Source organism: Jeotgalicoccus sp. WY2 (assembly GCF_018437745.1).
Taxonomy (GTDB): domain Bacteria; phylum Bacillota; class Bacilli; order Staphylococcales; family Salinicoccaceae; genus Jeotgalicoccus; species Jeotgalicoccus psychrophilus.
Window position 1 is genome coordinate 1,687,937 of sequence record NZ_CP049818.1, and the last position, 26,652, is coordinate 1,714,588.

The 26,652-nt window shown below is 41.1% G+C and carries 35 protein-coding genes, 1 rRNA gene and 5 pseudogenes; 30 read left to right on the top strand and 11 right to left on the bottom strand.

Annotated elements, in window-relative coordinates; genetic code table 11:
• Positions 1 to 191 precede the first annotated feature (191 nt).
• The 10 genes from G4D76_RS09850 to G4D76_RS09880 all read left to right on the top strand — a co-directional run bounded on the left by G4D76_RS09850 (position 192) and on the right by G4D76_RS09880 (position 4,374).
• Positions 192 to 467: a hypothetical protein gene (locus G4D76_RS09850; protein ID WP_213809773.1), complete on the top strand. Its 276-nt coding sequence runs from the start codon at positions 192 to 194 to the stop codon at positions 465 to 467.
• Positions 464 to 622 carry a hypothetical protein gene (locus G4D76_RS16960; RefSeq protein ID WP_371814681.1) on the top strand — a complete coding sequence of 53 codons (159 nt, stop codon included), beginning with the start codon at positions 464 to 466 and terminating at the stop codon, positions 620 to 622. Before G4D76_RS09850 ends, G4D76_RS16960 begins: the two co-directional genes overlap by 4 nt.
• A gap of 33 nt (positions 623 to 655) precedes the next feature.
• Entirely contained in the window at positions 656 to 883 is a 228-nt protein-coding gene (locus tag G4D76_RS09855; RefSeq protein WP_213809774.1) for a helix-turn-helix domain-containing protein, read from the top strand.
• A gap of 151 nt (positions 884 to 1,034) precedes the next feature.
• Positions 1,035 to 1,313: a cytosine permease gene (locus G4D76_RS16965; RefSeq protein ID WP_371814468.1), complete on the top strand. Its 279-nt coding sequence runs from the start codon at positions 1,035 to 1,037 to the stop codon at positions 1,311 to 1,313.
• 16 nt (positions 1,314 to 1,329) lie between these two features.
• Entirely contained in the window at positions 1,330 to 1,446 is a 117-nt protein-coding gene (locus G4D76_RS16970) for a cytosine permease (protein WP_371814469.1), read from the top strand.
• Between the two features lie 11 nt (positions 1,447 to 1,457).
• Positions 1,458 to 2,435 (top strand): cytosine permease, encoded by a 978-nt coding sequence (locus G4D76_RS09860; protein WP_371814470.1) that lies wholly within the window; start codon positions 1,458 to 1,460, stop codon positions 2,433 to 2,435.
• 103 nt (positions 2,436 to 2,538) lie between these two features.
• Entirely contained in the window at positions 2,539 to 2,757 is a 219-nt protein-coding gene (locus G4D76_RS09865) for a hypothetical protein (RefSeq protein ID WP_213809775.1), read from the top strand.
• 11 nt (positions 2,758 to 2,768) lie between these two features.
• Positions 2,769 to 3,449, top strand: coding sequence for a CorA family divalent cation transporter (locus G4D76_RS09870; RefSeq protein ID WP_250130318.1), 681 nt, complete (start codon positions 2,769 to 2,771; stop codon positions 3,447 to 3,449).
• Positions 3,450 to 3,462: 13 nt separating this feature from the next.
• The gene (locus G4D76_RS09875) at positions 3,463 to 3,837 is read left to right on the top strand and encodes an iron chaperone (protein WP_026859061.1); all 375 of its coding nucleotides are present in this window, start codon (positions 3,463 to 3,465) and stop codon (positions 3,835 to 3,837) included.
• Positions 3,838 to 3,861: 24 nt separating this feature from the next.
• Complete coding sequence (locus tag G4D76_RS09880; protein ID WP_213809776.1) at positions 3,862 to 4,374, top strand: hypothetical protein; 513 nt, start codon at positions 3,862 to 3,864, stop codon at positions 4,372 to 4,374.
• Positions 4,375 to 4,414: 40 nt separating this feature from the next.
• Here G4D76_RS09880 and G4D76_RS09885 read toward each other — a convergent pair.
• From G4D76_RS09885 to G4D76_RS09895, 3 genes and pseudogenes are all read right to left on the bottom strand, one after another.
• Positions 4,415 to 4,897 (bottom strand): annotated as a pseudogene (locus tag G4D76_RS09885) (YhgE/Pip family protein); the annotation flags it as partial.
• 58 nt (positions 4,898 to 4,955) lie between these two features.
• Positions 4,956 to 5,114, bottom strand: a complete 159-nt coding sequence (locus G4D76_RS09890) for a hypothetical protein (RefSeq protein ID WP_213809778.1) — start codon at positions 5,112 to 5,114, stop codon at positions 4,956 to 4,958.
• The gene (locus tag G4D76_RS09895) at positions 5,107 to 5,862 is read right to left on the bottom strand and encodes a YhgE/Pip domain-containing protein (RefSeq protein ID WP_213809779.1); all 756 of its coding nucleotides are present in this window, start codon (positions 5,860 to 5,862) and stop codon (positions 5,107 to 5,109) included. The genes G4D76_RS09890 and G4D76_RS09895 overlap by 8 nt, the downstream gene beginning before the upstream one ends.
• Before the next feature lie 220 nt (positions 5,863 to 6,082).
• On the opposite strand from G4D76_RS09895, the gene G4D76_RS09900 reads away from it, so the two are divergent.
• The 3 genes from G4D76_RS09900 to G4D76_RS09905 are packed head-to-tail and all read left to right on the top strand — an operon-like array spanning position 6,083 to position 7,335.
• Positions 6,083 to 6,364, top strand: coding sequence for a DUF3219 family protein (locus G4D76_RS09900; RefSeq protein WP_026859059.1), 282 nt, complete (start codon positions 6,083 to 6,085; stop codon positions 6,362 to 6,364).
• Positions 6,365 to 6,368: 4 nt separating this feature from the next.
• Positions 6,369 to 6,728, top strand: a complete 360-nt coding sequence (locus G4D76_RS15210) for an MsnO8 family LLM class oxidoreductase (RefSeq protein WP_250129915.1) — start codon at positions 6,369 to 6,371, stop codon at positions 6,726 to 6,728.
• Entirely contained in the window at positions 6,670 to 7,335 is a 666-nt protein-coding gene (locus tag G4D76_RS09905) for an LLM class oxidoreductase (protein WP_250129916.1), read from the top strand. The genes G4D76_RS15210 and G4D76_RS09905 overlap by 59 nt, the downstream gene beginning before the upstream one ends.
• Before the next feature lie 60 nt (positions 7,336 to 7,395).
• Here G4D76_RS09905 and G4D76_RS09910 read toward each other — a convergent pair whose 3' ends face one another.
• Positions 7,396 to 8,574: an MFS transporter gene (locus G4D76_RS09910; RefSeq protein WP_213809780.1), complete on the bottom strand. Its 1,179-nt coding sequence runs from the start codon at positions 8,572 to 8,574 to the stop codon at positions 7,396 to 7,398.
• A gap of 202 nt (positions 8,575 to 8,776) precedes the next feature.
• On the opposite strand from G4D76_RS09910, the gene G4D76_RS09915 reads away from it, so the two are divergent.
• The 5 genes and pseudogenes from G4D76_RS09915 to G4D76_RS09935 all read left to right on the top strand — a co-directional run.
• Positions 8,777 to 9,370, top strand: coding sequence for a ribonuclease H1 domain-containing protein (locus G4D76_RS09915; protein ID WP_250129917.1), 594 nt, complete (start codon positions 8,777 to 8,779; stop codon positions 9,368 to 9,370).
• A 17-nt stretch (positions 9,371 to 9,387) separates the two neighbouring features.
• Positions 9,388 to 9,573 (top strand): hypothetical protein, encoded by a 186-nt coding sequence (locus G4D76_RS09920; RefSeq protein WP_213809782.1) that lies wholly within the window; start codon positions 9,388 to 9,390, stop codon positions 9,571 to 9,573.
• Positions 9,570 to 9,824: a hypothetical protein gene (locus tag G4D76_RS09925; protein ID WP_213809783.1), complete on the top strand. Its 255-nt coding sequence runs from the start codon at positions 9,570 to 9,572 to the stop codon at positions 9,822 to 9,824. The genes G4D76_RS09920 and G4D76_RS09925 overlap by 4 nt, the downstream gene beginning before the upstream one ends.
• Entirely contained in the window at positions 9,814 to 10,593 is a 780-nt protein-coding gene (locus G4D76_RS09930) for a Cof-type HAD-IIB family hydrolase (RefSeq protein ID WP_213809784.1), read from the top strand. The genes G4D76_RS09925 and G4D76_RS09930 overlap by 11 nt, the downstream gene beginning before the upstream one ends.
• A 238-nt stretch (positions 10,594 to 10,831) precedes the next feature.
• Positions 10,832 to 11,254: pseudogene (locus G4D76_RS09935) on the top strand (Dps family protein); the annotation flags it as partial.
• 113 nt (positions 11,255 to 11,367) lie between these two features.
• Here the strand turns inward: G4D76_RS09935 and G4D76_RS09940 are convergent.
• The 7 genes from G4D76_RS09940 to G4D76_RS09965 all read right to left on the bottom strand — a co-directional run bounded on the left by G4D76_RS09940 (position 11,368) and on the right by G4D76_RS09965 (position 16,338).
• Positions 11,368 to 12,027, bottom strand: a complete 660-nt coding sequence (locus G4D76_RS09940) for a metal-dependent transcriptional regulator (RefSeq protein WP_213809785.1) — start codon at positions 12,025 to 12,027, stop codon at positions 11,368 to 11,370.
• Positions 12,028 to 12,088: 61 nt separating this feature from the next.
• Positions 12,089 to 12,958 (bottom strand): metal ABC transporter permease, encoded by an 870-nt coding sequence (locus G4D76_RS09945; RefSeq protein WP_213809786.1) that lies wholly within the window; start codon positions 12,956 to 12,958, stop codon positions 12,089 to 12,091.
• Entirely contained in the window at positions 12,955 to 13,398 is a 444-nt protein-coding gene (locus G4D76_RS16055) for a metal ABC transporter permease (RefSeq protein ID WP_371814682.1), read from the bottom strand. Before G4D76_RS16055 ends, G4D76_RS09945 begins: the two co-directional genes overlap by 4 nt.
• Positions 13,376 to 13,825 (bottom strand): metal ABC transporter permease, encoded by a 450-nt coding sequence (locus G4D76_RS16060; protein WP_256440461.1) that lies wholly within the window; start codon positions 13,823 to 13,825, stop codon positions 13,376 to 13,378. The genes G4D76_RS16055 and G4D76_RS16060 overlap by 23 nt, the downstream gene beginning before the upstream one ends.
• Before the next feature lie 88 nt (positions 13,826 to 13,913).
• A complete protein-coding gene (locus G4D76_RS09955) occupies positions 13,914 to 14,546 on the bottom strand; it encodes a metal ABC transporter ATP-binding protein (protein ID WP_250129918.1) in 633 nt (210 codons plus the stop codon).
• 12 nt (positions 14,547 to 14,558) lie between these two features.
• The gene (locus G4D76_RS09960; RefSeq protein WP_213809787.1) at positions 14,559 to 15,485 is read right to left on the bottom strand and encodes a metal ABC transporter solute-binding protein, Zn/Mn family; all 927 of its coding nucleotides are present in this window, start codon (positions 15,483 to 15,485) and stop codon (positions 14,559 to 14,561) included.
• A 136-nt stretch (positions 15,486 to 15,621) separates the two neighbouring features.
• On the bottom strand, positions 15,622 to 16,338 hold the full coding sequence (locus G4D76_RS09965; protein WP_213809788.1) for an SDR family NAD(P)-dependent oxidoreductase: 717 nt from the start codon (positions 16,336 to 16,338) through the stop codon (positions 15,622 to 15,624).
• A 112-nt stretch (positions 16,339 to 16,450) separates the two neighbouring features.
• Here G4D76_RS09965 and G4D76_RS09970 point away from each other — a divergent pair, with 112 nt between their 5' ends.
• The 12 genes and pseudogenes from G4D76_RS09970 (at position 16,451) to G4D76_RS10010 (ending at position 26,490) form a co-directional block, all read left to right on the top strand.
• Positions 16,451 to 16,771 (top strand): hypothetical protein, encoded by a 321-nt coding sequence (locus G4D76_RS09970; RefSeq protein ID WP_026859047.1) that lies wholly within the window; start codon positions 16,451 to 16,453, stop codon positions 16,769 to 16,771.
• A 16-nt stretch (positions 16,772 to 16,787) separates the two neighbouring features.
• Entirely contained in the window at positions 16,788 to 18,089 is a 1,302-nt protein-coding gene (locus G4D76_RS09975) for a pyrimidine-nucleoside phosphorylase (RefSeq protein WP_213809789.1), read from the top strand.
• Positions 18,090 to 18,236: 147 nt separating this feature from the next.
• Positions 18,237 to 19,208: a UTP--glucose-1-phosphate uridylyltransferase gene (locus G4D76_RS09980; RefSeq protein ID WP_250129921.1), complete on the top strand. Its 972-nt coding sequence runs from the start codon at positions 18,237 to 18,239 to the stop codon at positions 19,206 to 19,208.
• Positions 19,209 to 19,248: 40 nt separating this feature from the next.
• A pseudogene (locus G4D76_RS09985) lies at positions 19,249 to 19,955 on the top strand (hemolysin III family protein).
• A gap of 121 nt (positions 19,956 to 20,076) precedes the next feature.
• Positions 20,077 to 20,806, top strand: a pseudogene (locus G4D76_RS09990) (pyrroline-5-carboxylate reductase family protein).
• A gap of 77 nt (positions 20,807 to 20,883) precedes the next feature.
• Positions 20,884 to 21,396: an amidohydrolase family protein gene (locus G4D76_RS15215; RefSeq protein WP_250129923.1), complete on the top strand. Its 513-nt coding sequence runs from the start codon at positions 20,884 to 20,886 to the stop codon at positions 21,394 to 21,396.
• Between the two features lie 160 nt (positions 21,397 to 21,556).
• Entirely contained in the window at positions 21,557 to 21,829 is a 273-nt protein-coding gene (locus tag G4D76_RS16070; RefSeq protein WP_256440464.1) for an amidohydrolase family protein, read from the top strand.
• A 2-nt stretch (positions 21,830 to 21,831) separates the two neighbouring features.
• Complete coding sequence (locus G4D76_RS16075; RefSeq protein WP_256440465.1) at positions 21,832 to 22,089, top strand: amidohydrolase family protein; 258 nt, start codon at positions 21,832 to 21,834, stop codon at positions 22,087 to 22,089.
• A gap of 14 nt (positions 22,090 to 22,103) precedes the next feature.
• Positions 22,104 to 22,418, top strand: a complete 315-nt coding sequence (locus G4D76_RS16080; protein WP_256440466.1) for an amidohydrolase family protein — start codon at positions 22,104 to 22,106, stop codon at positions 22,416 to 22,418.
• 90 nt (positions 22,419 to 22,508) lie between these two features.
• A pseudogene (locus tag G4D76_RS10000) lies at positions 22,509 to 23,555 on the top strand (Mrp/NBP35 family ATP-binding protein).
• 132 nt (positions 23,556 to 23,687) lie between these two features.
• Positions 23,688 to 24,311: a KinB-signaling pathway activation protein gene (locus G4D76_RS10005; protein WP_250129924.1), complete on the top strand. Its 624-nt coding sequence runs from the start codon at positions 23,688 to 23,690 to the stop codon at positions 24,309 to 24,311.
• 631 nt (positions 24,312 to 24,942) lie between these two features.
• Positions 24,943 to 26,490, top strand: a 16S ribosomal RNA gene (locus G4D76_RS10010).
• The last annotated feature ends 162 nt before the right edge of the window (positions 26,491 to 26,652 follow it).

The following is a 26,652-nucleotide window of genomic DNA, read 5'->3' on the forward strand; positions in this document are numbered from 1 at the left end:
TTGATTTTATCGCTATTGAAAATGCAGCGACAGCGTTATCTTTAAATCTCGCTAAAAAATTGCGATTTCTGAAGTGGAAAAGAAATATAAAAATGAAATTATCGATGACCTCCTGTCAGGTGACATTAAGGACGAAGATGATATTGCCGAGCGTGCGGATAATTAAGTTTGATTTAAACAGCCGGTCTGCAGTGGTTGTATTTACGCTGAAGTTTAACGATAAAAAAGTAACGAGTGTCGCGAGGGAACGGTATTACAATATTTTAATTAGTAATATCGACTATTATTTAAAAAATGCGATTGTGCGTGAACGGTTTAATCAGGTGATTGTTATCTGGCCGGTACATTCCGGTCAGAGCAATAAGAAAAAAGAAATGAACAGCATCAAACGGTCCCTCGGCTTTGTAATTAATAAATTTGAAGTGCCGTCAGCGATGCGAGAGTATATACGGGTATCGGTACGATAGCAGATACCGTACACGACCTCCCAAAAAGTCACAAAGAAGCCCAGGAAGTGCTCGACGTAAATGAAATGTCCTATCAGCATGACCTGTGCTCAGTTTTGAAGAGCTTGGTATTTATCGTCTCTTGTATCAATTCAGGAACGATAATAACAGATTGAAAGAATTCATTCCTCAAAGTCTGCAGAGGCTGATTGATTACAAAGTCAAACAGGGAACAATTAATTGAAACATTGGAAATGTTCCTCATGTGCCAGCAAAATGTATCGCGTTCGGCCGACAGATTGTATGTACATTATAAAACTGTCTCATATCGTCTTGATAAGATTAAGGAAATTACGCAGATGGATTACGAAGATGCGAATGAAATGCTGTCAGTCCAGGTCGGTCTGAAGATACTGGAAATAATGAGAAAGGAGTAACTATGTAATATATAGATAATTAAAGAGATAAATCTTAGAAAAATTATCTACATTGGATAAAGACAACGGACGGTTAGGCATATAATAAATAATGGTGCAAGACACTGATAACAAAGTATATGAAATACAAAATATAATAAGAGGTGTAAATATGTCAGAAGAACACACTAATCTTTCCGGAGAGAACTTAGACGCAGCAGCTCAGACGGATTCTCTTAAGCCAAACGGTCCAAAAGACAGAACGCTCGGTGCAGCCGGATACATGTCCCTGTGGGTCGGTGACGGTGTAAACATGGGTAATATGACACTCGGTGCGAGTGTTGTAGTTGCGGGTATGGCCATCTTAAACATTTGGCAGACAATTGCAGCGGCATTAATCGCAATCGGGATTATTTCTATCCTTTTCGCATTAAACGACAGCCGGTTATAAATACGGTATTCCGTATGTGGCACATCTAAAAGCATCGTTTGGTGAGAAAGGGACACTTATTTCTTCACTGCTCCGTGCAGTGCCGGCAGTCATCTGGTACGGTATTCAAAGCTGGATCGGTGGTACCCGTTAGCGTTAAATGAAGTGTTCAAAATACTATCAGGCGGAGCGCTTGATAATGTATTCCTTGGATTTATTATTCTATTAGTTATACAGATTCTCCTTTCTATGAAAGGTTTCAAGAGTATTAAAGCGGTTGAGTCAGTAGCATCTGTCGTTCTGATGGGTATCGTTATTACAGTTTTTGTAATTCTTATTAAAGACCACAGCGCAGCAATTACTGATACATGGATTAACACAGAAGGTACGTGGGGAGTTCCGTTCTTTGCATACATCATGGTATTCCTTGGCAACTACGCAGCAATTTTCTTAAGTGCAGCAGATTACTCGCGTGAACTTAAAACAGGTTACAGCGATGGCAAAAGAGGTATGCTTTACTTCTTGCCGATTATCGTTGCTTACGGTTCGGTAATCGTTGTTGGTGCAATGCTTGCAAGTGCAACAGGCTTCACAAACCCGGCACTTGGACTTCCGGCATTATTCGATAATGTTTACATGCAGTTATTCATCTCTGTATTTATCGTGTTTGGTGCAATCGCAGTAAACATGGTAGCGAATATTGTAACGCCGACTTATGTTATTCAGCTGTTTACTAAACTGAACTACAAAGTTGCAGTAACAATTACAGGACTTCTTGCGATGGGCTCATTCCCATGGTTATTAGTACAGGATGACAATGCAAAAGGACTTGATACTTTTGTTCATGTTTACTCAGCATTCTTAGGACCATTAATTGCGATTCTCATTGTGGAATTCTACATTATGAGAAAACAGAAAATAGATATTAAAGAATTGTATAAAAAAGGCGGTCACTTTGACGGCATGAACTACGCAGCTTTACTGGCACTTGCTATCGGTGCAGCAGCAGCATTCACATTCGTTGATCTGGCATGGATAATCGGATTTATTGTTGCAGGTATTGTGTATCCAATTATCAGTAAGATAATGTTCAAAGGCTCGAGATTCAAAAAAGATACAATTTTTGAAGAAGAGGCAAAATAATATAACATTAAAAGAGCAGTGAAATCAGAGAATTTCACTGCTCTTTTGCGTTATTCATCAGCCAATCGGGTATTAGAATTTAGGGAGGGTGAGCGCATGAGTCTTGAAATTCAGTACATATCGAAAAATAAAAATAGAAACAGCAGCGGATGGAAGGGATTCGGTGCCGTACGATGTGACTTTTACATGGTACGACTACAATAATTTTGATGACAAAGAGAAACTGCTTTCAGATTTTAATTTCAGCGATGATAATTTTGAAGATGAAAACACAAAAAATACCGCCCGCAGTATTATAACTTTAATGATTACCAGCTGTTAATCTGCCATGTTATCGACAGAGAAACACTGGAAGCCCATGCAATTAACATTTGCGTAATGAAAGACGTAATTATTACGTATCATAACGGCGTGCTGAATGATTTTATCGATATTGCAGAAATTATTAAAAATAAGCACGAAGATTTAGAAATTGATATCGCACTTCACATTCTGCATGCGACGGTCGATCAGTATTTTGATATTGTGCATGAAATTGAAGATGATGTTATATCGTTTGAAGAAAAACACGGAAATGAGCGCAAAGGTGAGAACATCACTGTTAAAATGTTCGATGTCAGAAAAGAAATATTCCGTGTGAAGCGTGTGATTATTCCGATGGAAGAATTAGTCGAGAAGTTTAAAGGACAGGATGATATATTTAACAGCAGCCAGAGCGAGAAAATACTAAGCAAAATTGATTCGAAAATCGACAGACAGAAGCTGATTATTCAATTCTCGGAAGAGATTGATGAAATGAAAGAGAACTACATTTCATACAATACGTATCGCATGAATAAAATAATTAATGTCCTCACAATAATTTCAGCCATCTTTTTACCACTGACTCTGATTACCGGTATATATGGCATGAACTTTGAAAATATGCCTGAACTCAGCTGGGGTCCGCGACTTTGTAACCTTGGGTGTTATGGTTCTTATCAGCATCGGCATGCTTATGTTTTTCAAATATAAAGGGTGGATGTAAATGAAGACTGACTTATTTCAGCCTTATCTTGAAAAAATTGAAGGCGAAAAAAACAGCACAAAAGTTCGTAGGGTATATGAATGGATTGAAGAGGAATTTCCAAAACTGGAGCCTGAGGTAAAATGGAGCACACCTTTATATTCTCATCACGGGACCTTTATCATCGGTGTCAAACCTGCTAAAAACCATTTTTCAATTAATCCTGAAGCTAAAGGAATTGATGTTTTCAGCGATAAAATTAAAAATGCAGGATATACACATGAAAAGATGACGTATAAGATTGAATACAGCGACGAAGTAGATTACAGTCTGCTGAAAGAAATTATAGAATTTAATATTAAAGATAAAAAAGAGCATACAAAATTTTGGCGCTGAACAAAGATAAGAAGAGGTGTTAAGTTGGCTGACGACCGCGTAATTTATTTAGAAAGAAAAGATGTGCCTAAAAACTATGACCCGAAAGGATTTAACGCAAAGCTTTTCGGACTCACAGTGATGGGCGCGTACTTATTATTTATCATTTTTGACATGTCCTATATGACTTTTAATAATATTGAAGAAAGTGCATTTAACCGTGCATATATAGTCGCATTAATAATTCTGATTGGGATTGTACTCGGTTTTATTTTTAAATCCGATAAAGGTGATAAATACTACGAGCTGCATATTGCACCGTCGGGAATGATTATTAAATTTCGCCGCGGGCAGACAGTGCTGCCGAAAAAAGATATTACCAATATTACAATTGAACGTGATATTCAGACGGTAATCCGTTTTTATAACGGTGAAGAAATACTAAAAGAACTGAATCATATTTATCTGAACCATGAGCAGTTTGTTAATAGGTTAAGAGAGCTCGATTATCCGGTGGAAGACCGGACAGAGGAAGATGAGGACGACGGACTATTATAAAGATGAGAAAAAACACTGTACCGCCGGGGTACAGTGCTTTTTAAATTAATACTGAATTCGGCTCAGTTTTCTGATCAGGTTTTCGAATGAAGTAAATTTGAACTTCAGGAAGTTTATCAGCTGCAGTATTATTGCTGCCGGCCGTAATCGCAATGGTGTAAATAAGTGCATCACCGTACGATAAACTGCCTTCAAAACTGAATATCGATTCACGCATTGCCGCGATAACATAACTCATCGGCAGAATAGGGTGAACGGTTTGGTATATTGTCCCGGCAGTTTCAATCGGGAATGTCCCTGCACTGGCAGAGAGCTGAATAATTAAGAAAACTATCGCGATGAATTTACCGATATTTCCTAACAGCGACACCAGCAGCGAAACGAGCAGGAGTGAAGCGAATGCCCACAGAATCATTATGCCGTAAAATTTAAGCGGCTGTTCTATCGGGAAGTCGAACATAAATTGTATAACTGCCGCAACAACAACAGTTGATAGTGCTTGTGCTGAGATGATAACCATTTGCTTACTGACATTAAAAGTGCGCTCGAATAGTTTTCAGAGCTCCGGTTAATAGGGAATATCACACTGAATGCGACGGCTCCGACAAATAAGCTGACAGCGATAATAAACGGACAATGCTCTGCCCGTAGTTACTCATATTAGTAATTTCACTTTCTGTAACTTCGACAGGGCTGATGATTGATTCAGCATTGTGTTCAGTAAATGAGTAGTCATCCATCGGTGCTGAGCCCTCTGAAACTTCCTGTTCTAGTGCCGCAAGGTTTTTCTTCCAGTGACTCTAAACCAGCTGTAATTTCAGCATTGCCCTGTGTCAGCTGGCTGCCTGCTGCACCAAGTGCCGGTGCAGCCTGATCAAGTCCGGCCTGCAGTTCTTCGTTGCTTACACGAAGTTGACCGGCTCCGTCCTCCATATCTGATAAGGCAGTCTCAATATCGTCCGTTGATGCTGCGACTTCAGCGAGGGAGTCCATTAAAGTTGCAGTGTACGTTTCACCAACGGTTTTAGAGATAGCATCTGCAACACCTGAACCGCCCTGTGTGCCCATCATACTGCCGACAAAGTTAAAGCCGGGGTTAGTAGTAACGTCGATTGAAATTAACTCAGGGTCTTTATCGAGCAGCGTTGTAGCCTGTTCGGATACATTACCTGCGATATGTATAATTGCATAAGACGAACCGTTTTCCAAGTTGTCTGTCGCAGTCCCTTGGTCTGTGAACTGCCAGTCAAACTCATTGTTTTCAGCGAGCTCGTTTTCAATTCTTTCACCTACGTTAAGCGGTTCGCCGTTCAGCTCTGAACCTTCGTCTTCATTGACGACGCTTATTTGTATTTCATCGAGCTGATTATAGGGGTCCCACATGGATCCGAGAAAAATTGCAGTGTAGAGTGCCGGAATCGTTGCAATTGCCAGCAGAGAAATAATTAAAAATGGATTTTTGAGTAACTGTTTAATATCACTGAACATTTTTTAAGTCTCCAATCAATTTGTATTTCTATAATGTACGTAATAAAACTGCCCATGTCTAATCATATGTGAAAAAAGCAGCATGTTTAATATTATCGGAAACGCCAAAATCTTTCTCCCCCTAAGGTTACAAAAATTAAAAAAGGGTAATCAAGTTATTAGCAATAGAATATTACGAGTGTTAATATTCTCATTAGCGAATTGAAAGGGATGAAAAGTAATGACGAATGACATTATAGTTTTAGACGATATAACTCTGGATGTAAAAGAGTTAAAAAGAGATGAAGAAGAGGGAACAGTGCGCATTGCATTTGATGTGGCGAGTGAAGATTACCACAACTTATCCGAGCATCTGTACAAGGAAGAATTTCTTGTACGACTCCCCGGTAATAACAATGAAGAATTCAGAGCGAGAATTATAAATTATTCAACATCATTAGATAACTTATATGAAGAAGATAATGTAGGAGAATACCGTATTACTCTGAAAGAGGAAAAATAAGATTATGAAATTAAGCATTCTTGATCAGGCACCTGTTTCTGCAAATATGTCTGTTAGTGAAGCGCTTCATAACAGTGTAAAACTGGCTGTACTTGGTGATGAACTGGGATATACGAGGTTTTGGCTGGCAGAACATCACGGCATGGCCGGCTTATCTTCCAGTGCACCTGAGGTGACACTTGGCGGTATTGGTATGCTTACGGAAAATATCCGCTTAGGCAGCGGTGCGACATTACTGCCGTATTACAAACCGTATAAGGTAGCGGAAGTGTTCAATACGCTTGCAACGCTTTACGGTGACCGGATTGATATCGGTATCGGCCGGGCACCGGGCGGAGAACAAAGCATCCGAAGCGCTCAGTGATAATTACCTGCAGCATGTTTTTAAAATGCCTGAACTCGTATCGGAGTTGAAAGGTTTTATAAATAATGATGATGAAAGCCTAGAGGCAAAACCTGTGCCGGACAGTCCGCCGAAATTATGGATGCTCGGTACCAGCGAGAAAAGTGCTGTGTTTGCACGGGATAATAATATGAACTACTGTTTCGGTAAATTTATGAGCGGCAGCGATCCTGTGGATGTGCTGAGTACATATCGTGAACACAGTGCCGGAGGCGAAGTGATTATTACTGTAAATGTGTTTTGTCACGAAGATGATAAGACAGCCCGCCAGCTGGCATACAGCTACGCGGTCAATCAGGCATTGAAATCAAACGGGCGTGCTTTTAAAGGCGTGCCAAGCGATGAAGAAATGGCAGATATTGAGCTGACGGCAGAAGAGAAAGAGGAAACTGACAATATATTATCGAACTTAATCACCGGTACACCTGACAAGGTTAAGGAAGAACTGACTGAACTTAGTGAAGCGTATCAGGCAGATGAATTTATGATTGTCACAATTACTCATAATATAGAAGATAAATTGAACAGCTACCGTCTGCTTGCAGACTGCATTTTAAAACAGCAATAATATAAAAACCTCCGATGAATCTGAAATAAGATTCATCGGAGGTTTTTAAAACTGTTTATATCAGTCAGCTGTAAAACGGTTTTTATCTTCGATGAAATGCGTGGCTACCATACATAAAGCACCGAATATCAGCATACCGCCCGCAATAAATGTAATCTGCTGATAGCTGAAGTCATTTGACAGGAGGACAGAACCAAGCGATGCACCGACTGCATTCGCAAGGTTGAACACTGAAGCGGCGAGCGTGCCTGCAAGTGCCGGTGCTGTAACTGCAGCAAAGATAATTTTGGCGTTTAGCATCGGTGAAATACCGAAAGTGCCAAGGCCGAACAGACCGGCTGCAATATAAGCGAGATACGGTACCTGCAGCATAAACGTAAAGCCCAAGAGAACAATGGCGACAAATAAAATAACCAAAGTCACAGCACCAGTCAGTTTACCAGGCTGAATACTGCCGGATGAGAAATTGCCGATAACGGCAAAGGTTCCGAACATCAGCATACTGAAGGTGACACCGAGATCTCCCATATTTGCGATGTCACGCAGCATCGGTTCGAGGAAAGTATAAGCTGTAAAAACTCCTGAATAACCGAAGACTATCGTGATGATAAGCATAATGACGTTTTTATCTTTTAAGGCAGACAGTTCGGAAGAAATTTTTGGAACCTCGCCTGTTCTGTAGTTCGGTGTGACAAAAATCAGACCGATCAGATTAACGACACCAAGTGCCACGATAATCCAGAACACAACACGCCAGTCGAGTACGGCACCAATATAAGAACCGAACGGTACACCAAGCATTACCGCAATAACGAGACCGCCGTTAACGAGTGCAATCGCACTTGTTTTTTTATGAGGTGGTGAAATTGCCATAGCGAGACTCATCATGACACCGAAAAACGGTGCATGCATCGATGCGGATAAGAGACGTGATAAGAGCAGCACTTCAAAATTCGGTGCAGTGGCTGCAATAATATTACTGATGATAAAAATCGATATTAAAATGAGTAGTAATAATTTCGGAGAGAACTTTAAAGTTAACAGCCGGATAACCGGTCCAAACAGAGCGACACTCAGCGCGTATACGCTCAGCAGCAGTCCTGTCGTGGAAACTGCAACATTTAAATCGGCGGCAAATTGAGTGAGCAATCCGGTAACGACATACTCTGTCATCCCGACTGCAAAAGCCCCAATCATAAAGACGGTAATAATTGTATTTCTTGAAGGATTTTTAAACATACGCGCCTCCCTTTCAAGTTTTCTTTTTATAGCACATAGGAGATGTTAATACACATTAAATTCAATGTCCAGAAGGCTTGCTCAAGAAAGTGTTTTCACATGAAATATCAGTGTATTGAAAATGTTCGGGCTGTATACGGATGGTCAGCTCGTGATACAATTATGAGTGATTTTAAGTGCAGAAATTTACAGGAGGATACATATGGCGAAATTTTATGCGGTAAGAAAAGGCCGTCGCCCGGGCATATATAATACATGGGCAGCCTGCGAAAAAGCAGCTAAAGGATTCAGCGGGGCTGAGTTTAAATCATTTAAAACAAAAGCTGAAGCGGAAAACTTTATGAATAATCTTAAAGATGAAAATAAAAAAATACCTGAAGGCGAACTCGTCAGCTACGTGGACGGAAGCTACGATAAAAGGGTGAATAAAGCAGGATTCGGTGCAGTGTTTATCATTAATGATGAAGTGATTCATACAGCAGCTGAAAGTACGCCGGTGGATCCGGATAATAACCTGTGGAATGTATCAGCTGAAATTGGCGGTATTCTGTATGCTGTGAAATGGGCAATTGACAACGGCTATCAGGACATCCATGTGCACTATGATTACGCAGGACTTGAAAAGTGGTACACTAAAGAATGGCAGGCGAAGAATGCTGTGACACAGCAGTACGTTGCAAAAATGCACGAATATAAAGAACATATTAATATACATTTTTATAAAGTCGCTGCACATACCGGCGTTCGTTTTAATGAGATGGCGGATGAATTGGCGAAACGGGCAGTGAATAACTAGCAGGAAGGATTTCCTATATGTACATATTATTATTTGTCCTGGTGGCGGGACTATTAATTAAATTTGCAATGACCACATTTTTAAATGACGAGAGAATTCACTTTTCATTTGATGAACGCAGATACTTTAGCGATGAGAAAGCAATTGCTAAAATAATGAGACTGAAGCTGGTTAATATTGAACGAGTATTTTCTTCGTTATGACCGCGGTATTTATCACTGGAGCTCTAATATTTTTCACAGGAAATATCACGCTCGGCATCTGGCTGTTAATCGGCGTAATTATACTGCAGCTCGTACTCAATATCGTTACAGACTTCAAGCTGTACACTGCCTTTCACGATAAGTCGAATCTGGCAATGACAGTAATCTGGGCCGGCTTAATTATCGGCTTAATTATTTTAACGATCTTATATACTGTAATTAAAATTAGAAGAGGGCATTATGTCGAATAGCAAGTTAATATTTTTTGATATCGATGGAACGTTATACAACTCTGATAAACAGGTGCCTGAAAGTGCGAAGAACGCTGTCCGCCAGTTAAAAAATGACGGACATATTGTCGCAATAGCGACAGGTCGCGGACCTTTTATGTATGAAAAACTGAGAGCTGAACTGGGCATTGAAACCTACATCAGCTACAACGGGCAGTACATTGTTTTTGAAGGTGAAGTCATTTACGATAATCCGATCGAGAACAGCACGCTTGAAAAACTCAGTGCCGAAGCGCACAGCAATAATCACCCGGTCGCCTTTTGTGATGAGAAGGATTTAAGAGTCAGTACGAAAGAGCACGAACATGTTAAAGCTGGTATCGGATCTTTGAAACTGGACTTTGAAGTATCAGAAGACAAAGCGTATTTCGAGGGTAATGATATTTATCAGGCGCTCCTGTTTTGTACACAAGAGGAAGAAGCAGAGTATAAATCATCTTATGAAGATGTTTACTTTTTAAGATGGCATGAATTTTGTACGGACGTTATTCCCACTGGCGGTTCGAAAGCTGAGGGCATTAAGACTCTGCTTGATAAAATGAATATTGATATTAAAGATGTGTATGCATTTGGCGACGGGCCGAACGACGTAGAGATGCTCGAGCTAATTGAGAATAGTGTTGCAATGGGCAACGGTGTTTCAGAAGCGAAAGCAGTCAGTAAATACGTAACGGGACACGTTGATGAGGATGGCCTCTATGACGGGCTCAAAAAGACTGGATTATTATAATCCAGTCTTTTTTATGTTTATAAAAAGTATGCCGGGGTATAGCTAAAAGTAGATAAAATTAGATAAACTCTTAATTATAATGATTATAAATAAGAGTTGAAATCTCATTTGGTCGTGGTATAATAAAAATACAGATAAGAATTATTCTAAATAACGAGCTTAGACGAAAATTCAATTTATATAAAAGAAAGGTGATTTTAATGGCACAAGTAAAAGAAAAAACACAAGTAATTGAGGTAACAAGCAGTTATCGAACAACACGGTACTATGGACTAAACTTCATAACTTCCATTGGTATGTTAAAGGACCTAACTTCTTCTCATTACACGCTAAATTTGAAGAGTTATACGATGCAACAGCAGTGTACGTTGATGACCTTGCAGAAAGAATTTTAACAATCGGAGGCGAACCGATTGCTAAACTGACAGAAGTCCTTGAAGAATCAAGTATTGAAGAAGGCGAATACGGTCTGGATGCTAAACAAATGGTTAAGCAGTTAACTGAAGACTTCGACGTACTGTCAGCAGAACTGAACCAGGGCGTTAAAACAGCAGAAGATGCAGGGGACGACCGCACAGCAGATATGTTCATCGCAATGGCACAGGATATTGAGAAAAATAACTGGATGCTTAAATCTTATTTAGGCGAAGATATTAAATAATATAATATGGTAAGAAAAAATCCGATTCCCCTTTGGGCGTCGGATTTTTTTGTGTATTGCTGGATTTCTATGAAGTGGTGTCATTGGAATCCAGCCTCCACTTAATTTATCAATCACTCAGATTTATCCATCACGAACAAATATTGAGCAATCGTCCGGCTTAATTCAATGTTTTCACCGGTAGTATGGTTAGTAATGTACAGCAGATCGAGAGCTTTATCGCGGTCAGTAATTTGAATGTCGTCTTTGATGTTCAAATTGGCGCGTTTAAAGTGCTGGACTAGTTTTTCTTCATTCAACATTCTCGATACGCTGACAATGTCATCGTTTTTAATATCTGATAAACGGATGGATACTTTTTCCTGCGTATCCATTAATTCTAATGGTATCGCACCGCCGTGAGGGCAGTGCTCGGGATAGCCTAAGTATTTTTCAAGCTGATCGGCTAATATATCACTCGTCGAGTGTTCTAAAACTTCAGCTTCGTTATGGACTTCATTGATATTAAAATCGAGATTTTTAACGAGAAAAACTTCCCACAAACGGTGTTTTCGAATGAGTCTTTTCGCATATTCAGCACCTGCTTCTGACAGCATGCTTCCTTTATATGGTGTGTATTCCACCCATCCTGCTTTAACAAGACTGTTCATCATTTCAGTTACCGTCGGCGGAGATATATTCAGGCGTTCGGCAATTTCTTTATTCGGCACTTGGATTTTCCACGCTCCAAGTTCAAACAGCACCTTTAAATAATCCTCTTTTGTTGGGCTCATTATAACCCTCCATTCACAAAATTCATCTCTAATTATGAAGAACTTTATCGGAACAGGCAAATTAAATTTTTCTGAGCATACTGCGGGTTTTTAAAGTTTTGCGAATCCAGCCATTTTTATTGAAAAAGAAGACTGCTAAAAAGGTTACAAGAGATACAGAAGCAACGCTGCCGGATATTGAAATATCGGTAAAGTATCCGAATGAACATCCTAAAAGACTGTTGAAGGCTGCTGTAATTAATGTCAGCCAGATCATATGAGACAGCCGTTTCGTAACCAGATAAGCGGTAATTGCAGGTGCAACGAAAAAGCTGATAACGAGTATCGAGCCGACTGCATCGAATGCTGTCACTGCTGTAACGGAGACAAGCGTCATTAAAATATAGTAGATAAACGTCGTGCTGATACCGGCTGCCGCTGCATAGACCGGATCAAAACTGGTTACTTTTAATTCCTTATAGAATATAAGGACGAATAATATATTGATAATAAAAACAATTGTCAGCTGTACAAGCGCATATGGCAGACTGATGCCGAGCAGTTCAATTCTGTTTAACGGTGCAAACAACACCTGGCCCATCAGCACAATATCAATATCAAGATGGACGTTATCAGCGTAGCGGGAGACTAAAATAACTGATGCTGCAAATAACGCGGTAAAGACGATGCCTATTGCAGCGTCCTGTTTCATCAATCCGGACGCGGTAACCAGTTCTATTAAATAGACAGTAATCAGGCCAATCACTGCAGCTCCGATAATTAGCAGCGGTGAGCGCAGATCATTGGTAATGAAAAATGCGATAACGATACCGAGCAGTATCGTATGGCTGATGGCATCGGTGGTCATAGCCTGGCCTTTTAAGACGAGGAAGACACCGAGCAGACTGGAGGCAAGAGCGGTAACTAAAAGCACTGCAAACACTTCTATCATGCGGCTTCACCCAGCTTTCTTAAACGCTGTCTTTTAACAAGAATTCCTTTAGGCGCAAAAAGCATCGAGATTATCACGCATGCACTGAGTGCGAGAATAATTGCCGGGCCCGTCGCAATACCAGTAAATGTTGTTGAGATATACGTACCGATAAAAGCCGATAAACCGCCGGTGGCAGCAGCAACCCTGAGGACAGTAAACTTATTCGACCATAGCGTACCGGTAACAGCAGGCGCGATTAAAATATTAACAATCAGTACGGCACCGACTGCTTTCAGACCGACTGCAATAATCATAATTGTCATGGCAAGAACGAGTATATTCATAAATTTAATGCTGATGCCGACAGTACGCGCATAAACAGGATCAAAAGTATAAATTCTAAGCTGCTGATAATATAAAAAGAACAGTATCAGACTAACGGCAGAAGCTGCAATAATTAAATATACATCTCTTCAGCATATATGCCGCCTGGCCGAAAATGAAATCATCGATACCCTGTGTGCCGCTGAAATTTGGATTGCCCTGAACGTAACTTTTAAGTGCCATGCCAAGACCGAAAAAACTGGAGAGTACTAAGGCAAGTGCACTGTCGAGTGATATTTTAGATGATCCGGTAATCATATGAATCAGCTGAAAAGCAATGATGCCCAAAATTACAGCACCGACTACAAGAACTGATGTTTCCATAACGTTAAAAAGCATAAATGCGAGCACGACGCCGGGAAATGTCGCATGTCCGATAGCATCACCAATTAAGCTCTGTCCTTTTATCACGCTGATTGAACCGATAACACCTGCGACGGCAGATAAAATAACGGTGCCGAGCGCAACGATAATAAAGGAGTAACTCGTCAGGATGTCCATGGTTCATCACTCTTTTCATAATATGCGGCGTTAATATTCTCTTTTGTCCAAACTTCTTCTACAGGACCCGAAGCGATAATTTCCTTATTTAATATAAGACCCGGTTAAAGTAAACGGGCACTGTATTCAAATTATGATGTACGACTAGAAATGTTTTGCCTTCAGCCTGGAGCTTTTTCATCGTGCTGATAATTAACTTTTCAGTCGTAATATCGATACCCTGAAGCGGTTCATCCATAATATAAATACTGGCATCATGTGCAATTGCACGGGCTAAAAAAACACGCTGACGCTGTCCGCCGGATAACTCAGAGATCTGACGGTTTTTATATTGTGTCATCTTCATTGTTTCGAGTGCTGCCGAAGCAATATCTTTATCTTTTTTATCAGGACGTTTAAATAATCCTTTATGCACGTAGCGTCCCATTAATACAACATCAAAAACCGTTGCGGGAAAGTCCCAGTTGACCTCGCCTTTTTGCGGTACGTAAGCCACTTGTTTCAGAGCTGATTTATGTGTACTGCCATCAATAAAAGATTTGCCTGAGACGGGTTTGATTAATTTCATAATCGCTTTAATCAAAGTGGATTTGCCGGCGCCGTTTGGGCCGACAATCGCTGTGCGGCTTCCTTTTTCAACATTGATATTTAATTTCCAAATAACGGGCTTATCACTGTAAGCCACACTTAAATTTTTTGTACTGACTGCATATTCACTCATCGCTAATCCCCCTTATTTTAAATGATCCACAATAATATTAATGTTGTGACGGTACATCGTTAAATAGGTATCGCCGGGATTGCCTGCTGCTGCAAGTGAGTCAGATAATAACTCCGTGCCGCTGCCGCTGATGACCTCGACTTCGCCGCCCCCAGCAGCGACGATTTCCTGAAGCCGCGACATGCGGTCGGAGGGATTGGTTGTCGTTTCGACAAATATCGCTTTAATATTATTGTCCGTAATCAAATCAGCTGTTTTTTGTATTTGATTGTTGGATACTTCGCTGTCCGTTGAAAATCCTTGAGGTGCATGAACTTCGATATCGTAACTGCTCTCCAGATAGCCGAAAGCATCGTGCGGTGTAATCAGCATACGTGAGTCTTCCGGGATTTCATTGATTCGCTCTATTACAAATTGATTCAGCTCATCCAGCTCACGAATATATTTTGCGTAATTCTCTTCATAACGGTTTGCATCATCAGGATTGAATTCAAGCAGCGTATCTTTAACCGCAGTGAACGCCTGTTTGTATAACTCAATATCAAACCAGAAGTGCGGATCGGCAACAATGCCGTCTTCTTCTTTTATTTCTTCCAAGTTTTCATGATTGAAATCTGTTGTAATAGAAATACCGTCGGTCAAAATATCAGCCATGCGTCCTTCAAAATTTAAACCGTGATAAAGCGTAATGTCAGCATTACCGAGAGCGCGTAAATTACTGGCCTTTGGTTCATAAACGTGAGGGTCTTCGCCTGCCGGAATAATCATTTCTGTATTAAAGCCCTGAACATCTTTTTCCAAAACAGCAACCATATCATTGATAAATGTCGTCGTAACAACAAGGTTTGGTTTATCATTTTCAGTTTCAGCACTATCACTGCATGCTGCAAGCGCGGTAAGTAAAAGTATTGTGAAGATGATTGAAAGTGTTTTTTTCATCAGGTGACTCCTTCATATAATCTAATAATATTAGGCTACCCTAAACTTTTATTTTAGTCAAACCGAAATATGTGAGCGGGCATAAAAAAGCGTCAGAGAACAAAGGTTCTCTGACGCTTTTAAAAGTATTTAATTATTATTCCGCACTTTGCGGATTAGTTGCCCACATCTCGCTGTTCTTAACGAATGTACGCGGGTGAATTTTCAGCTGATTGACGATAATATCAGCGATATCTTCCGGATGTGTCATCGTTTCCGGATCAAGTGAAGGTTTGCCTATTAAATCAGTCAATACTGCTGACGGTGTTAAATACTGCACGCGTATGCTGTCTTTTCTGACTTCCTGCATTACGCCTTCTGTTAAACCGATAACAGCATGTTTCGACGCGGCGTAAAGTGCACTGCCTGCTGAAGAACGCAGTCCTGATACTGAAGCGATATTAATCACATCGCCTGATTTTTGCTGCTGCATGCCGGGGAGTACTGCTTTCATCATATAGTACATACCGAATACATTGACGTCCATCATCTGGCGGAACATCTCTTCATTGTCTTCGAAAAAGCTGCCGCCGCCCATAACGCCGGCATTGTTAATCAGAATGTCGATTCTGCCAAAATCTTTTAACACTTCATCAACGATATTCTGCACATCTTCTTTAGAAACATCACCGCTGATGGCAATAGCTTTTACTTCTTTTTTCTCTAACGTTAACAATGCATCTTTTAAAGTCTCGTTATTACGTCCGACTATTGCAACGTTTACCCCGTTGTCAGCCAGTGCCTGAGCTGTTTTTAAACCGATTCCTTTGGAACCTCCTGTTATCAAAGCAGTTTTTCCGTGTAAATCCTGCATATTAGTCCCCCACTTTTTAAGTTCATGTTATGAATTGTGTCTTATTTTAAGTATAATGAAGATATTAAAAAGATGAAATGGATATGCCTGTTAACAGAGAGGGGGATTTACTATGGCTGAACGCGGACAGACTAATATTTTTGATGATGTAATTAAAGACGATGAATCTTTTGTCATCGTCGTGCAGGAAGTGCTGGAGAATAAGGGACAGCTGCAAAAGAGAGTTTTACGTGAATACCCGAGCCTTAATCAGACAGCAATGAAGAATTTGTTTGTGCATTTGAAGGATACTTATACTGACGAAAAACACAGTGAAAATGGCACATATTTCGACATAACAGTGTATACTAATGAAGATTATGCGGCTGAGAATATTTATGCGCATACGAAACGCTACAAAAACAAAAAGGAATGGACGGCAACGTCTAAATAAAAGGAGTACTTTACAAATGAGAATGGTAGACATTATCGCTAACAAACGTGACAACAAAGAACTGACTAAAGAGGAAATCGAATTCTTCATTAATGGATATACAAACAAAGAGATTCCTGACTATCAGGCATCAGCTTTATTGATGGCAATTTTCTTCAACGATATGACACCTGAAGAATCGGCTAACCTGACAATGGCTATGGTAAATTCAGGCGATCAAATTGATCTGTCGGCAATTGACGGCATTAAAGTTGATAAACACTCTACAGGCGGTGTTGGCGATACGACAACATTAGTACTTGCACCTTTAGTTGCAGCTCTCGATGTTCCTGTTGCAAAAATGAGCGGACGCGGTCTCGGTCACACGGGCGGAACCATTGATAAGCTTGAAGCATTGAAAGGTTTCCACGTTGAACTGACACAGGATGATTTCGTGAATCTGGTTAACAAAGACAAGGTTGCAGTTATTGGACAATCCGGTAATCTGACACCTGCTGATAAATTAATTTACGCACTGCGCGATGTTACAGGAACGGTAAACTCAATTCCATTAATCGCAAGCTCTATTATGAGTAAAAAAATTGCTGCCGGTGCAGATGCAATTGTCTTAGACGTTAAAGTCGGCGATGGTGCATTTATGAAAACAGAAGAAGATGCTGTGGCGCTAGCTGAAACGATGGTGCGCATCGGTAATAATGTCGGCCGCCGTACGATGGCGATTATCTCGAGTATGGAAGAACCGCTGGGCTACGCTGTAGGTAATGCAAACGAAGTGAAAGAAGCAATCGATACGCTAAAAGGCGAAGGACCGGCTGATTTAACAGAATTATCATTAACGTTAGCTGCACAGATGGCAGTAGTTGGCGGTAAAGCCAATGACCTTGAAGAAGCGCGCCGGATGCTTGAAGCTGTGATTAAAGACGGCAGTGCTTTAGAGAAATTTAAAGTATTCGTTAATAACCAGGGCGGCGACGGGTCACTTGTTGATCATCCTGAAAATCTTCCACAGGCAGAATATCAGTACGATGTTATTTCTGAAGAAGAAGGATACGTTGAAGTGATCGATGCTGAAAACATTGGTGTTGCAGCGTCAATCCTCGGTGCAGGCCGTCAGACTAAAGAAGATGAAATCGATCTTGCTGTAGGCGTTGTACTTGAGAAGAAAGTCGGCGATTACGTAAACAAGGGCGATGTACTTGCTAAAATCGCTGCAAACACTGAAGAAGTGGACAGCGTAGTTGAGAAAATAATCTCGAGCTACCATTTGGGTAATGAACAGAAACAGACTAAACTGATCAAACGTATTATTACTGCATAAGTTAGGAGAGAAAAATGATAAAAAATGGATTCCTCAATACAGTCAGCTAGAACAAAACGATCAAACAAAAGTAAAAGAACAATTTGAAGCACTCGATATTACAACAATCGAACGTGTTTACTCTGAAACATATATAATAAAGCAGAAGTGGACTTATCTTCAGTTGAAGAAGCTCCTTATATCCTTAAATCAGAACTTGATATTGAAGCAGTGAGTGAAGCGGCAAACAATGCAGTGCAAAGCGGCGAAGTTGCAGTTGTGCTGATGGCCGGCGGTCAGGGCACGAGACTTGAACATCCGGGCCCCAAAGGAACATTTTCTTTTGACGGCGTATCATTATTTGAACTGCAGGCAAGACAGATTCTAAGCTTTAAAAATGCACAGGATGAACTGAAAGTTCACTGGTATATTATGACGAGTGATATTAATCATGAAGAAACGCTTGTATTCTTTAAAGAGCACAATTACTTTGCAGTGCCGGTTGAAAACATTCATTTCTTTAAGCAGGAGCACTTCCCGCCGTTAACTAAAGAAGGCAAACTGATGCTGACTGCTAAAAATGATATTATGCTGACGCCTAACGGCAACGGCGGTATTTTCAGTTCATTAAAGAACAGCGGAATGATAGAACAGATGGAAGCTCAGGGTGTGAAACATGTATTTATGAATAACGTCGACAATGTTGTCGTTAAAGTGCTGGACCCGGCATTAGTCGGTCTTCACGTTAGTGAAAACAATGATATTACATCGAAATCAATTACTCCAAAATCGGGTGAGTCAGTAGGCCGTCTTGCGGTAATGAACGGTAACAAAGGTGTCGTCGAATATATGGAACTGCCTGCAGGCAGCGAAGATAAATTTACGAATGCCAATATCGGCATACACATGTACAGCATGGACTTTTTAAATAAAGCAGCTGCCGGCGAAATGCCTTATCACCTGGCATTGAAAAAACTCGAACATCTTGACGACGACTTAAATATTGTTAAGGAAGAAGTATTAAAATTTGAGAAGTTTTACTTCGATGCATTTAAATATGCAGCTAAGCACAATACGCTTCAGGTCGGAAGAACAGGTGAATTTCACCGCTCAAAAATAAAGCGGGGAATGACAGTATAGAAACTGCATTTAAAGATTTAACTGAAGAAGGACTGATCTAATGACTGAAGAGTCAAAATCAGGGTACAGCAAGTATGGTAAAGAAGAAGTCACTACGAGAATAGAACGCACATTAAAAAATGTTGTTCCGCTGTCATTCGGCGAAGAAGTCGGCAATGCGGTCAGCCACGGTGTTGCTGCGATAATCTTTATTTTTCTGCTCCCGTTTACCGCTGTTTATATGTACGCGGGGGGCGGCTCGATGCACGCATTTGGAGGATCGGTATTTGTTATCAGCATGCTGTTAATGTTTTTGACTTCGACGCTGTATCACTCGATGGAACACAACACGAAACATAAATACGTCATGCGCCTTCTGGATCACAGTTTTATTTACGTAGCGATTGCAGGCACATATACGCCGATTGCACTTTCTGTCGTCGGCGGAACGTTTGGAGTCGTCATCCTGATAGTGTTGTGGACTGCGACAATACTGGGGATTCTGTATAAGGTGCTGGCACCTGTCGTCAATGAAAAAGTCAGTTTGGCAATATATTTAATTATGGGATGGTCTGCTGTAGCATTTATCCTTCTATAGTAAGTGAGACATCGTGGGTATTTATCGGTCTGATTATACTCGGAGGACTTGCCTATACTGGAGGTGCATGGTTTTACGCACAGAAGACACGCAAGTATTTCCATATGATCTGGCATTTCTTCATTATTATTGCAGCGGTTTGTCACTATACAGCGATTGTTTTTATCTGATAACATCTCACGAGAAGAGTATGGTAACATAAACAACTTACGTATAATAAACTGACCGGGTGGTAGTTATGAAAATTGTATTTTTTGGCGCCGGCAATATGGCCAGTGCAATATTACAGGAATGATTGAACAGGTATTGTCAAACCAGAGGATATTTATATTACGAGCAAATCAAATCGTGTTGCAGCGATGGAGTTTAAAGAAGAGCTCGGTGTTAATGCGTGAAGATGAAGAGCTCTGTAAAGACGCGGATTATATTGTGCTCGCAAGCAAGCCGCAAAACTTCAGCGATGTTGCGAAACGTATTCGACCGTATCTGGAAAAGAAAACAAAACTGATTTCAGTAATGGCGGGTATTCATATCTCAACGATTCAAGAAGAAGCAGGTATGGAGAACTCGGTCGCAAGAATTATGCCGAATACGAATGCGATGGTTCAATACTCAGTTAACGGTATTGCATTTTCGGATGACTTCGATAACAGAGACGAGCTGATTGACTTAATGGCGAGTTTCGGTAAAAACGTTGTCGTTGATGAAGACGGTATGGATAATATTACAGCAGCGACGGGTTCCGGACCGGCTTTTCTCTACTATATATACGAACAGTATGCGAAAAGTCTTGAAGAACTTGGCTTCTCGAAAGAGGATGCGGATAAGCTGACAAGAAATCTTGTTATCGGTACAGGCAAAACTTTATCGGAACGTCCTGAATCTTTTGAAAAGCTGCGTACGGATTACATCTAAAGCAGGAACAACTGAAGCGGGTCTCGATACGCTCGGCGAATCCAAATTACAGGAAATAATTTTCGAAACTCTTGGCAGTGCGAGAGACCGTAGTAAAATTAAGTGAACGATAAATGAATCTGGAAATACTTTCATATATAATAATATGGAAGTATTTTTTTATGAATGAAAGGTATGAGGCTAATGTCGACTTTATATTATAATGGAACAATTTATACGATGGCGGCACCGATGGATAAGGTGGAAGCTGTTTTAATACATAACGGAACGATTGAAAAGACAGGCAGCTTTGAAGAATTAAAAGCTGCAGCAGATGAGTTTGTCGATTTAAACGGTAAAACGATGATGCCAGCACTGACAGATGTACACCAGCATCTGGTCATGATCGGCAAAAAACTGGAATTACTGGCGCTGGATGATGTAACAGATATTGGAGAGATGAAGAAACAGGTTAAAGCGTTTAAGACAAACCGGACTTGGAATAACATTCTCGGCTACGATGAAAATAATTTCGAAAATCAATACAAGATTAATATTAAAGAGCTCGATGAGCTGACGGACAAACCGACTTTAATAACACGTATTTGTGCTCATGCCGGTGTCGTAAACTCAGCTGCCTTTGATGCGCTGAATATTACTAAAGATACTGAAAATCCTGAAGGCGGATATTTTGAACGAGATGATCAGGGGAGCTGACAGGATGGGTTACGATAAAGCCTTTGAGGAAATGCGTGCAGCAACGGTTGAAGATACGACTGAATCTTAGGTGAAGATATTGCACGCGGTGTTAAATATTTGCAGTCACTTGGTATTGCGAATGCTCACACGGAAGATCTTGCGTATACGGAGATTTAATGTGCCGCTGGATGCGTACTTAAATACACTCGGTAAAGATATGAAATTCAGAGTAAATCTGCTGACACATGAACAGGTTTATGAAGATGTTGTACAGGCGGAAAAAACATACAAAGAAAACTTCGTTGAACGTGACGCAATGAAAATATTTGCAGACGGTGCATTTGGTGCGAAAACTGCACTTGTCAGTGAACCGTATGAAGACTCCGCGGATAAAGGCCTGCAAATCCACACGGTTGAAAAACTGGAGCAGCTGGTTCAGACTGCGTCGTAACGATGATGCTGTTGATGTTCATATGCGGTGACCGCGCGATTGAAATGGTTCTCGATGCTATTGAGAAATATCCTGTTGTAAAAGGTAAGCATGACCGTCTGATTCATATCAGTCTCCTCCGTCCGGATTTAATTGAGCGTATAGCAAAATTACCGGTGATTTGCGATATTCAGCCGACATTCCTGACTTCAGATATGCCGTGGGTAGAAGAATTAGGCAGTGACCGTGCGCAGTATTTATATCCGTTTAAAAACTTCTAGATAAAGGCGTGATTATGGGCGGTTCATCAGATGCGCCGATTGAGAAAGTAAATCCCTTTCTCGGCATTCATGCACTGATGACGCGTGAAGATAAGGGAGCGGTATATAATCCGGAACAAATTATTTCACGATTTGATGCATTTAAAATGTATACGGTTGAAGCGGCTAAAATTGTCTACAGAGAACAGGTGCAGGGAAAAATAGCAGAAGGCTATTTCGCGGACTTTATCGTGCTGGACAGAGATGTTATGACGGTCAGTCCGGATGAAGTCAAAGAAACAAAAGTATTGAAAACTGTTATCGACGGGGAAATCGTTTTTGAAATGTAACCGGAAATTCACTTTTCGAATATATTAGTGACTATGATGTTGTGTTATTATTAACAGTAATGGAATCAAGTCGAATGAAGGAGCATATACATGATTACTGAAAGCCAGGTAAGAGAACTAGTTGGAAATTTGGAAGACCCGATTTTAAATGTACCGATCAGTGAGACTGAGGGGATTATAGAAGTCAGTATTAAAGAAGAGAAAAACACGTCAGTGTTAAAATAGCAATCGGCCGCGAAGGCGGTCAGGAACAGCTCGAACTGCAGATGAAAATTGTTGGACTGTTGAAAGAAGAAGGCGCAGACAGTGTCGGTCTTCGTTTTGAAGAACTGCCGGACGAGACGATTGAAAATTCAGATCATCACGCGGCAGCGCGATGGAGCGCGGCTTTACACTCGGTAAAACAGAATTTATTTCTGTAGCTTCAGGTAAAGGCGGAGTGGGTAAATCAACAGTCGCAGTTAACCTTGCGGTTGCCCTTGCACGAGAAGGTAAAAAAGTCGGCTTAATTGATGCTGACATATACGGTTTCAGTGTGCCGGACATGATGGGTATTACAGAACGTCCGGAACTCGACGGTGAAACAATTATTCCCGTTAAAAGATTTGGTGTTGAAGTCATTTCAATGGCTTTCTTCGTTGAAGAAATACACCTGTTATATGGAGAGGACCGATGCTCGGTCAGATGCTGACAAGTTTCTTTGAAGAAGTGAAGTGGGGAGACCTTGATTATCTGCTTCTTGACCTTCCGCCGGGAACTGGTGATGTAGCGCTCGATATTCATCAGATGCTGCCGCACAGTAAAGAAATTATCGTTACAACACCGCACCCGACAGCTGCCTTTGTTGCAGCAAGAGCTGGAGCGATGGCGCAGCATACAGATCACGAGATTATTGGTGTGGTCGAAAATATGAGTTATTTTGAAAGTAAAGAAACAGGCAACAGAGAATATATCTTCGGTAAAGGCGGCGGTCAGAAACTTGCCGAAGAATTAAATGCACCATTACTAGGCCAGCTTCCGCTCGGTCAGCCTAAATGGAACGAAGAAGACTTCGCACCGTCAGTATACGAAAATGATGAAATTAGTGATGTGTATACTGAAATGGCGAAGAAAGTGATCGGAGGCACCGCTGAATGACGTCGAAGTATTTAGTTAAGTTCTATTTTGTTACCTTAATGATTGGTGCGGTTATTACTACCGCAATCAGTCTGGTAACAGAATACGATACTGTTACAAAGTATTTATTCCAGGGACAGTTCGGTGACTTCTTTGGGATTTGTATTTCTGGTCGGTTACGGACTATTAATAGCAACCGTCAGCCAGGTCGTTTTCTACATATACTTATTCATCCATCCATTAGGCATGGGGATATTTAGAAAAGCATGGCCGTATGTCCAGCTCCTTCTAATAATGTATGCAGTTTTTGATTTATTCTATCTGCGCTTTAGACAGGTAGGCATTGACCACGGTTCCACATGGTCGTTTATATGGATTCCTATTATAATAGTACTGGCTGGAGTCGGCTTTGCTTATTACAAGAATAAAATTACAGCAGCGAATGTTTTCATATCTTCATTGTTCTTTATGATTTTTATGACTTCACTGACACTGATTCCATTTATATCAGTAGAAGACACTTCGTGGATTTACCGTTCTGTATTTACAGTAATACTGACGAATGCATACCAGCTGATCAGATTGCCCAAGTATATAGAAGACTCTAAAAAAGAAAAAGAACAAAGAGGCCGTGTCACAAGAAGTGATATTAACGATCAGAAACGAGCTGAGTTCAAAAAAGAAGCAGAAGAAAAACGTGCAAAAGAAGAAAGTCAGATTAAAGCGCGTGAGAAAATGGGATACAAAAACAACGAGACAAGCAGTGAAGCAGGATAAGAATAAGAAAAACTGAATTAACCTGCAGAAGTGAAATAATAAAATGAACAGAAAAGGCGCAGGACCAACGTTCTGCGCCTTTTTATATAAAATAATGCTAGATAAATGAATAAAAGCATTGACGTTTAACTATGAGCTTGGTAAGATATAGAAGTTGTCAAAAGACGACGCAACAAAAACTTAACAGACTTTAATAAGATGTTAAAAAATATTAATAATCTGTTGCATCTGTAAAACAGACGTGTTATGATATGTAAGTCGTCCAAAGGCGACACAACATCACTTAACAAACGCTTGAAATTAAGTGTTGCATCCGATAATCGGATGTGCTAAGATATAAAAGTCGTGTCAAACACGATGTAATCAAAACTTTATAATCTTAACAAAAACTTAATAAAAGCTGTTGCATCTGTAAAACAGACATGTTAAGATAACTAAGCAGTCAACGAGATTGCAAGCACCACACAAAACTTTACAAGAGAACATTGAAAACTGAATGACAATATGTCAACGTTTTAATTCCGAATGAAAAAGTCTTCTATTATATAGAAGCACACATTGAGGCGAACAATTCAAACGCAAACGAGATACTGTCAGCAGTATCACAAAGAGCTTAAGTTTAAGTTCTCCAATCATGGAGAGTTTGATCCTGGCTCAGGATGAACGCTGGCGGCGTGCCTAATACATGCAAGTCGAGCGCAAAGATCAGGAGCTTGCTCCTGTGATTTGAGCGGCGGACGGGTGAGTAACACGTAGGCAACCTACCCTTGAGATTGGGATAACTACCGGAAACGGTAGCTAATACCGGATACGACCTTTCCACATAAGTGGAATTGTTAAAAGGCGGATTTATCTGCCGCTCATGGATGGGCCTGCGGTGCATTAGCTAGTTGGTGAGATAGTAGCTCACCAAGGCGACGATGCATAGCCGACCTGAGAGGGTGATCGGCCACACTGGGACTGAGACACGGCCCAGACTCCTACGGGAGGCAGCAGTAGGGAATCTTCCGCAATGGACGAAAGTCTGACGGAGCAACGCCGCGTGAGTGATGAAGGGTTTCGGCTCGTAAAACTCTGTTGTTAAGGAAGAATACTTGAGGTAGTAACTGGCCTTGAGATGACGGTACTTAACCAGAAAGCCACGGCTAACTACGTGCCAGCAGCCGCGGTAATACGTAGGTGGCAAGCGTTATCCGGAATTATTGGGCGTAAAGCGCGCGTAGGCGGTAAAATAAGTCTGATGTGAAAGCCCCCGGCTCAACCGGGGAGGGTCATTGGAAACTGTTTTACTTGAGTACAGAAGAGGAGAGTGGAATTCCATGTGTAGCGGTGAAATGCGCAGAGATATGGAGGAACACCAGTGGCGAAGGCGGCTCTCTGGTCTGTTACTGACGCTGAGGTGCGAAAGCGTGGGGATCAAACAGGATTAGATACCCTGGTAGTCCACGCCGTAAACGATGAGTGCTAAGTGTTGGGGGGTTTCCGCCCCTCAGTGCTGCAGCGCATTAAGCACTCCGCCTGGGGAGTACGACCGCAAGGTTGAAACTCAAAGGAATTGACGGGGACCCGCACAAGCGGTGGAGCATGTGGTTTAATTCGAAGCAACGCGAAGAACCTTACCAAATCTTGACATCCTCTGACAACTGTAGAGATACAGCTTCCCTTCGGGGCAGAGTGACAGGTGGTGCATGGTTGTCGTCAGCTCGTGTCGTGAGATGTTGGGTTAAGTCCCGCAACGAGCGCAACCCTTAAGTTTAGTTGCCATCATTAAGTTGGGCACTCTAGACTGACTGCCGGTGACAAACCGGAGGAAGGTGGGGACGACGTCAAATCATCATGCCCCTTATGATTTGGGCTACACACGTGCTACAATGGACAGGTTACAAAGGGCAGCAACGCCGCGAGGCCAAGCGAATCCCATAAAACTGTTCTCAGTTCGGATTGGAGTCTGCAACTCGACTCCATGAAGCTGGAATCGCTAGTAATCGTAGATCAGCATGCTACGGTGAATACGTTCCCGGGTCTTGTACACACCGCCCGTCACACCACGGAAGTCGATAACACCTGAAGCCGGTGGGCCAACCATTTATGGAGGCAGCCGTCGAAGGTGGGATGGATGACTGGGGTGAAGTCGTAACAAGGTAGCCGTATCGGAAGGTGCGGCTGGATCACCTCCTTTCTAAGGAATATATGGAGCATCTACTTGTTAGATGGACCATTCGGAAAAACGTTTTGACATATTGTATTCAGTTTTGAATGTATCTTTACAGTGTAAAGTTCATTCAGCAATTTATGTACATTGAAAACCGTATAGAAGTAAAGAGAAGAGTAAAACGATTTC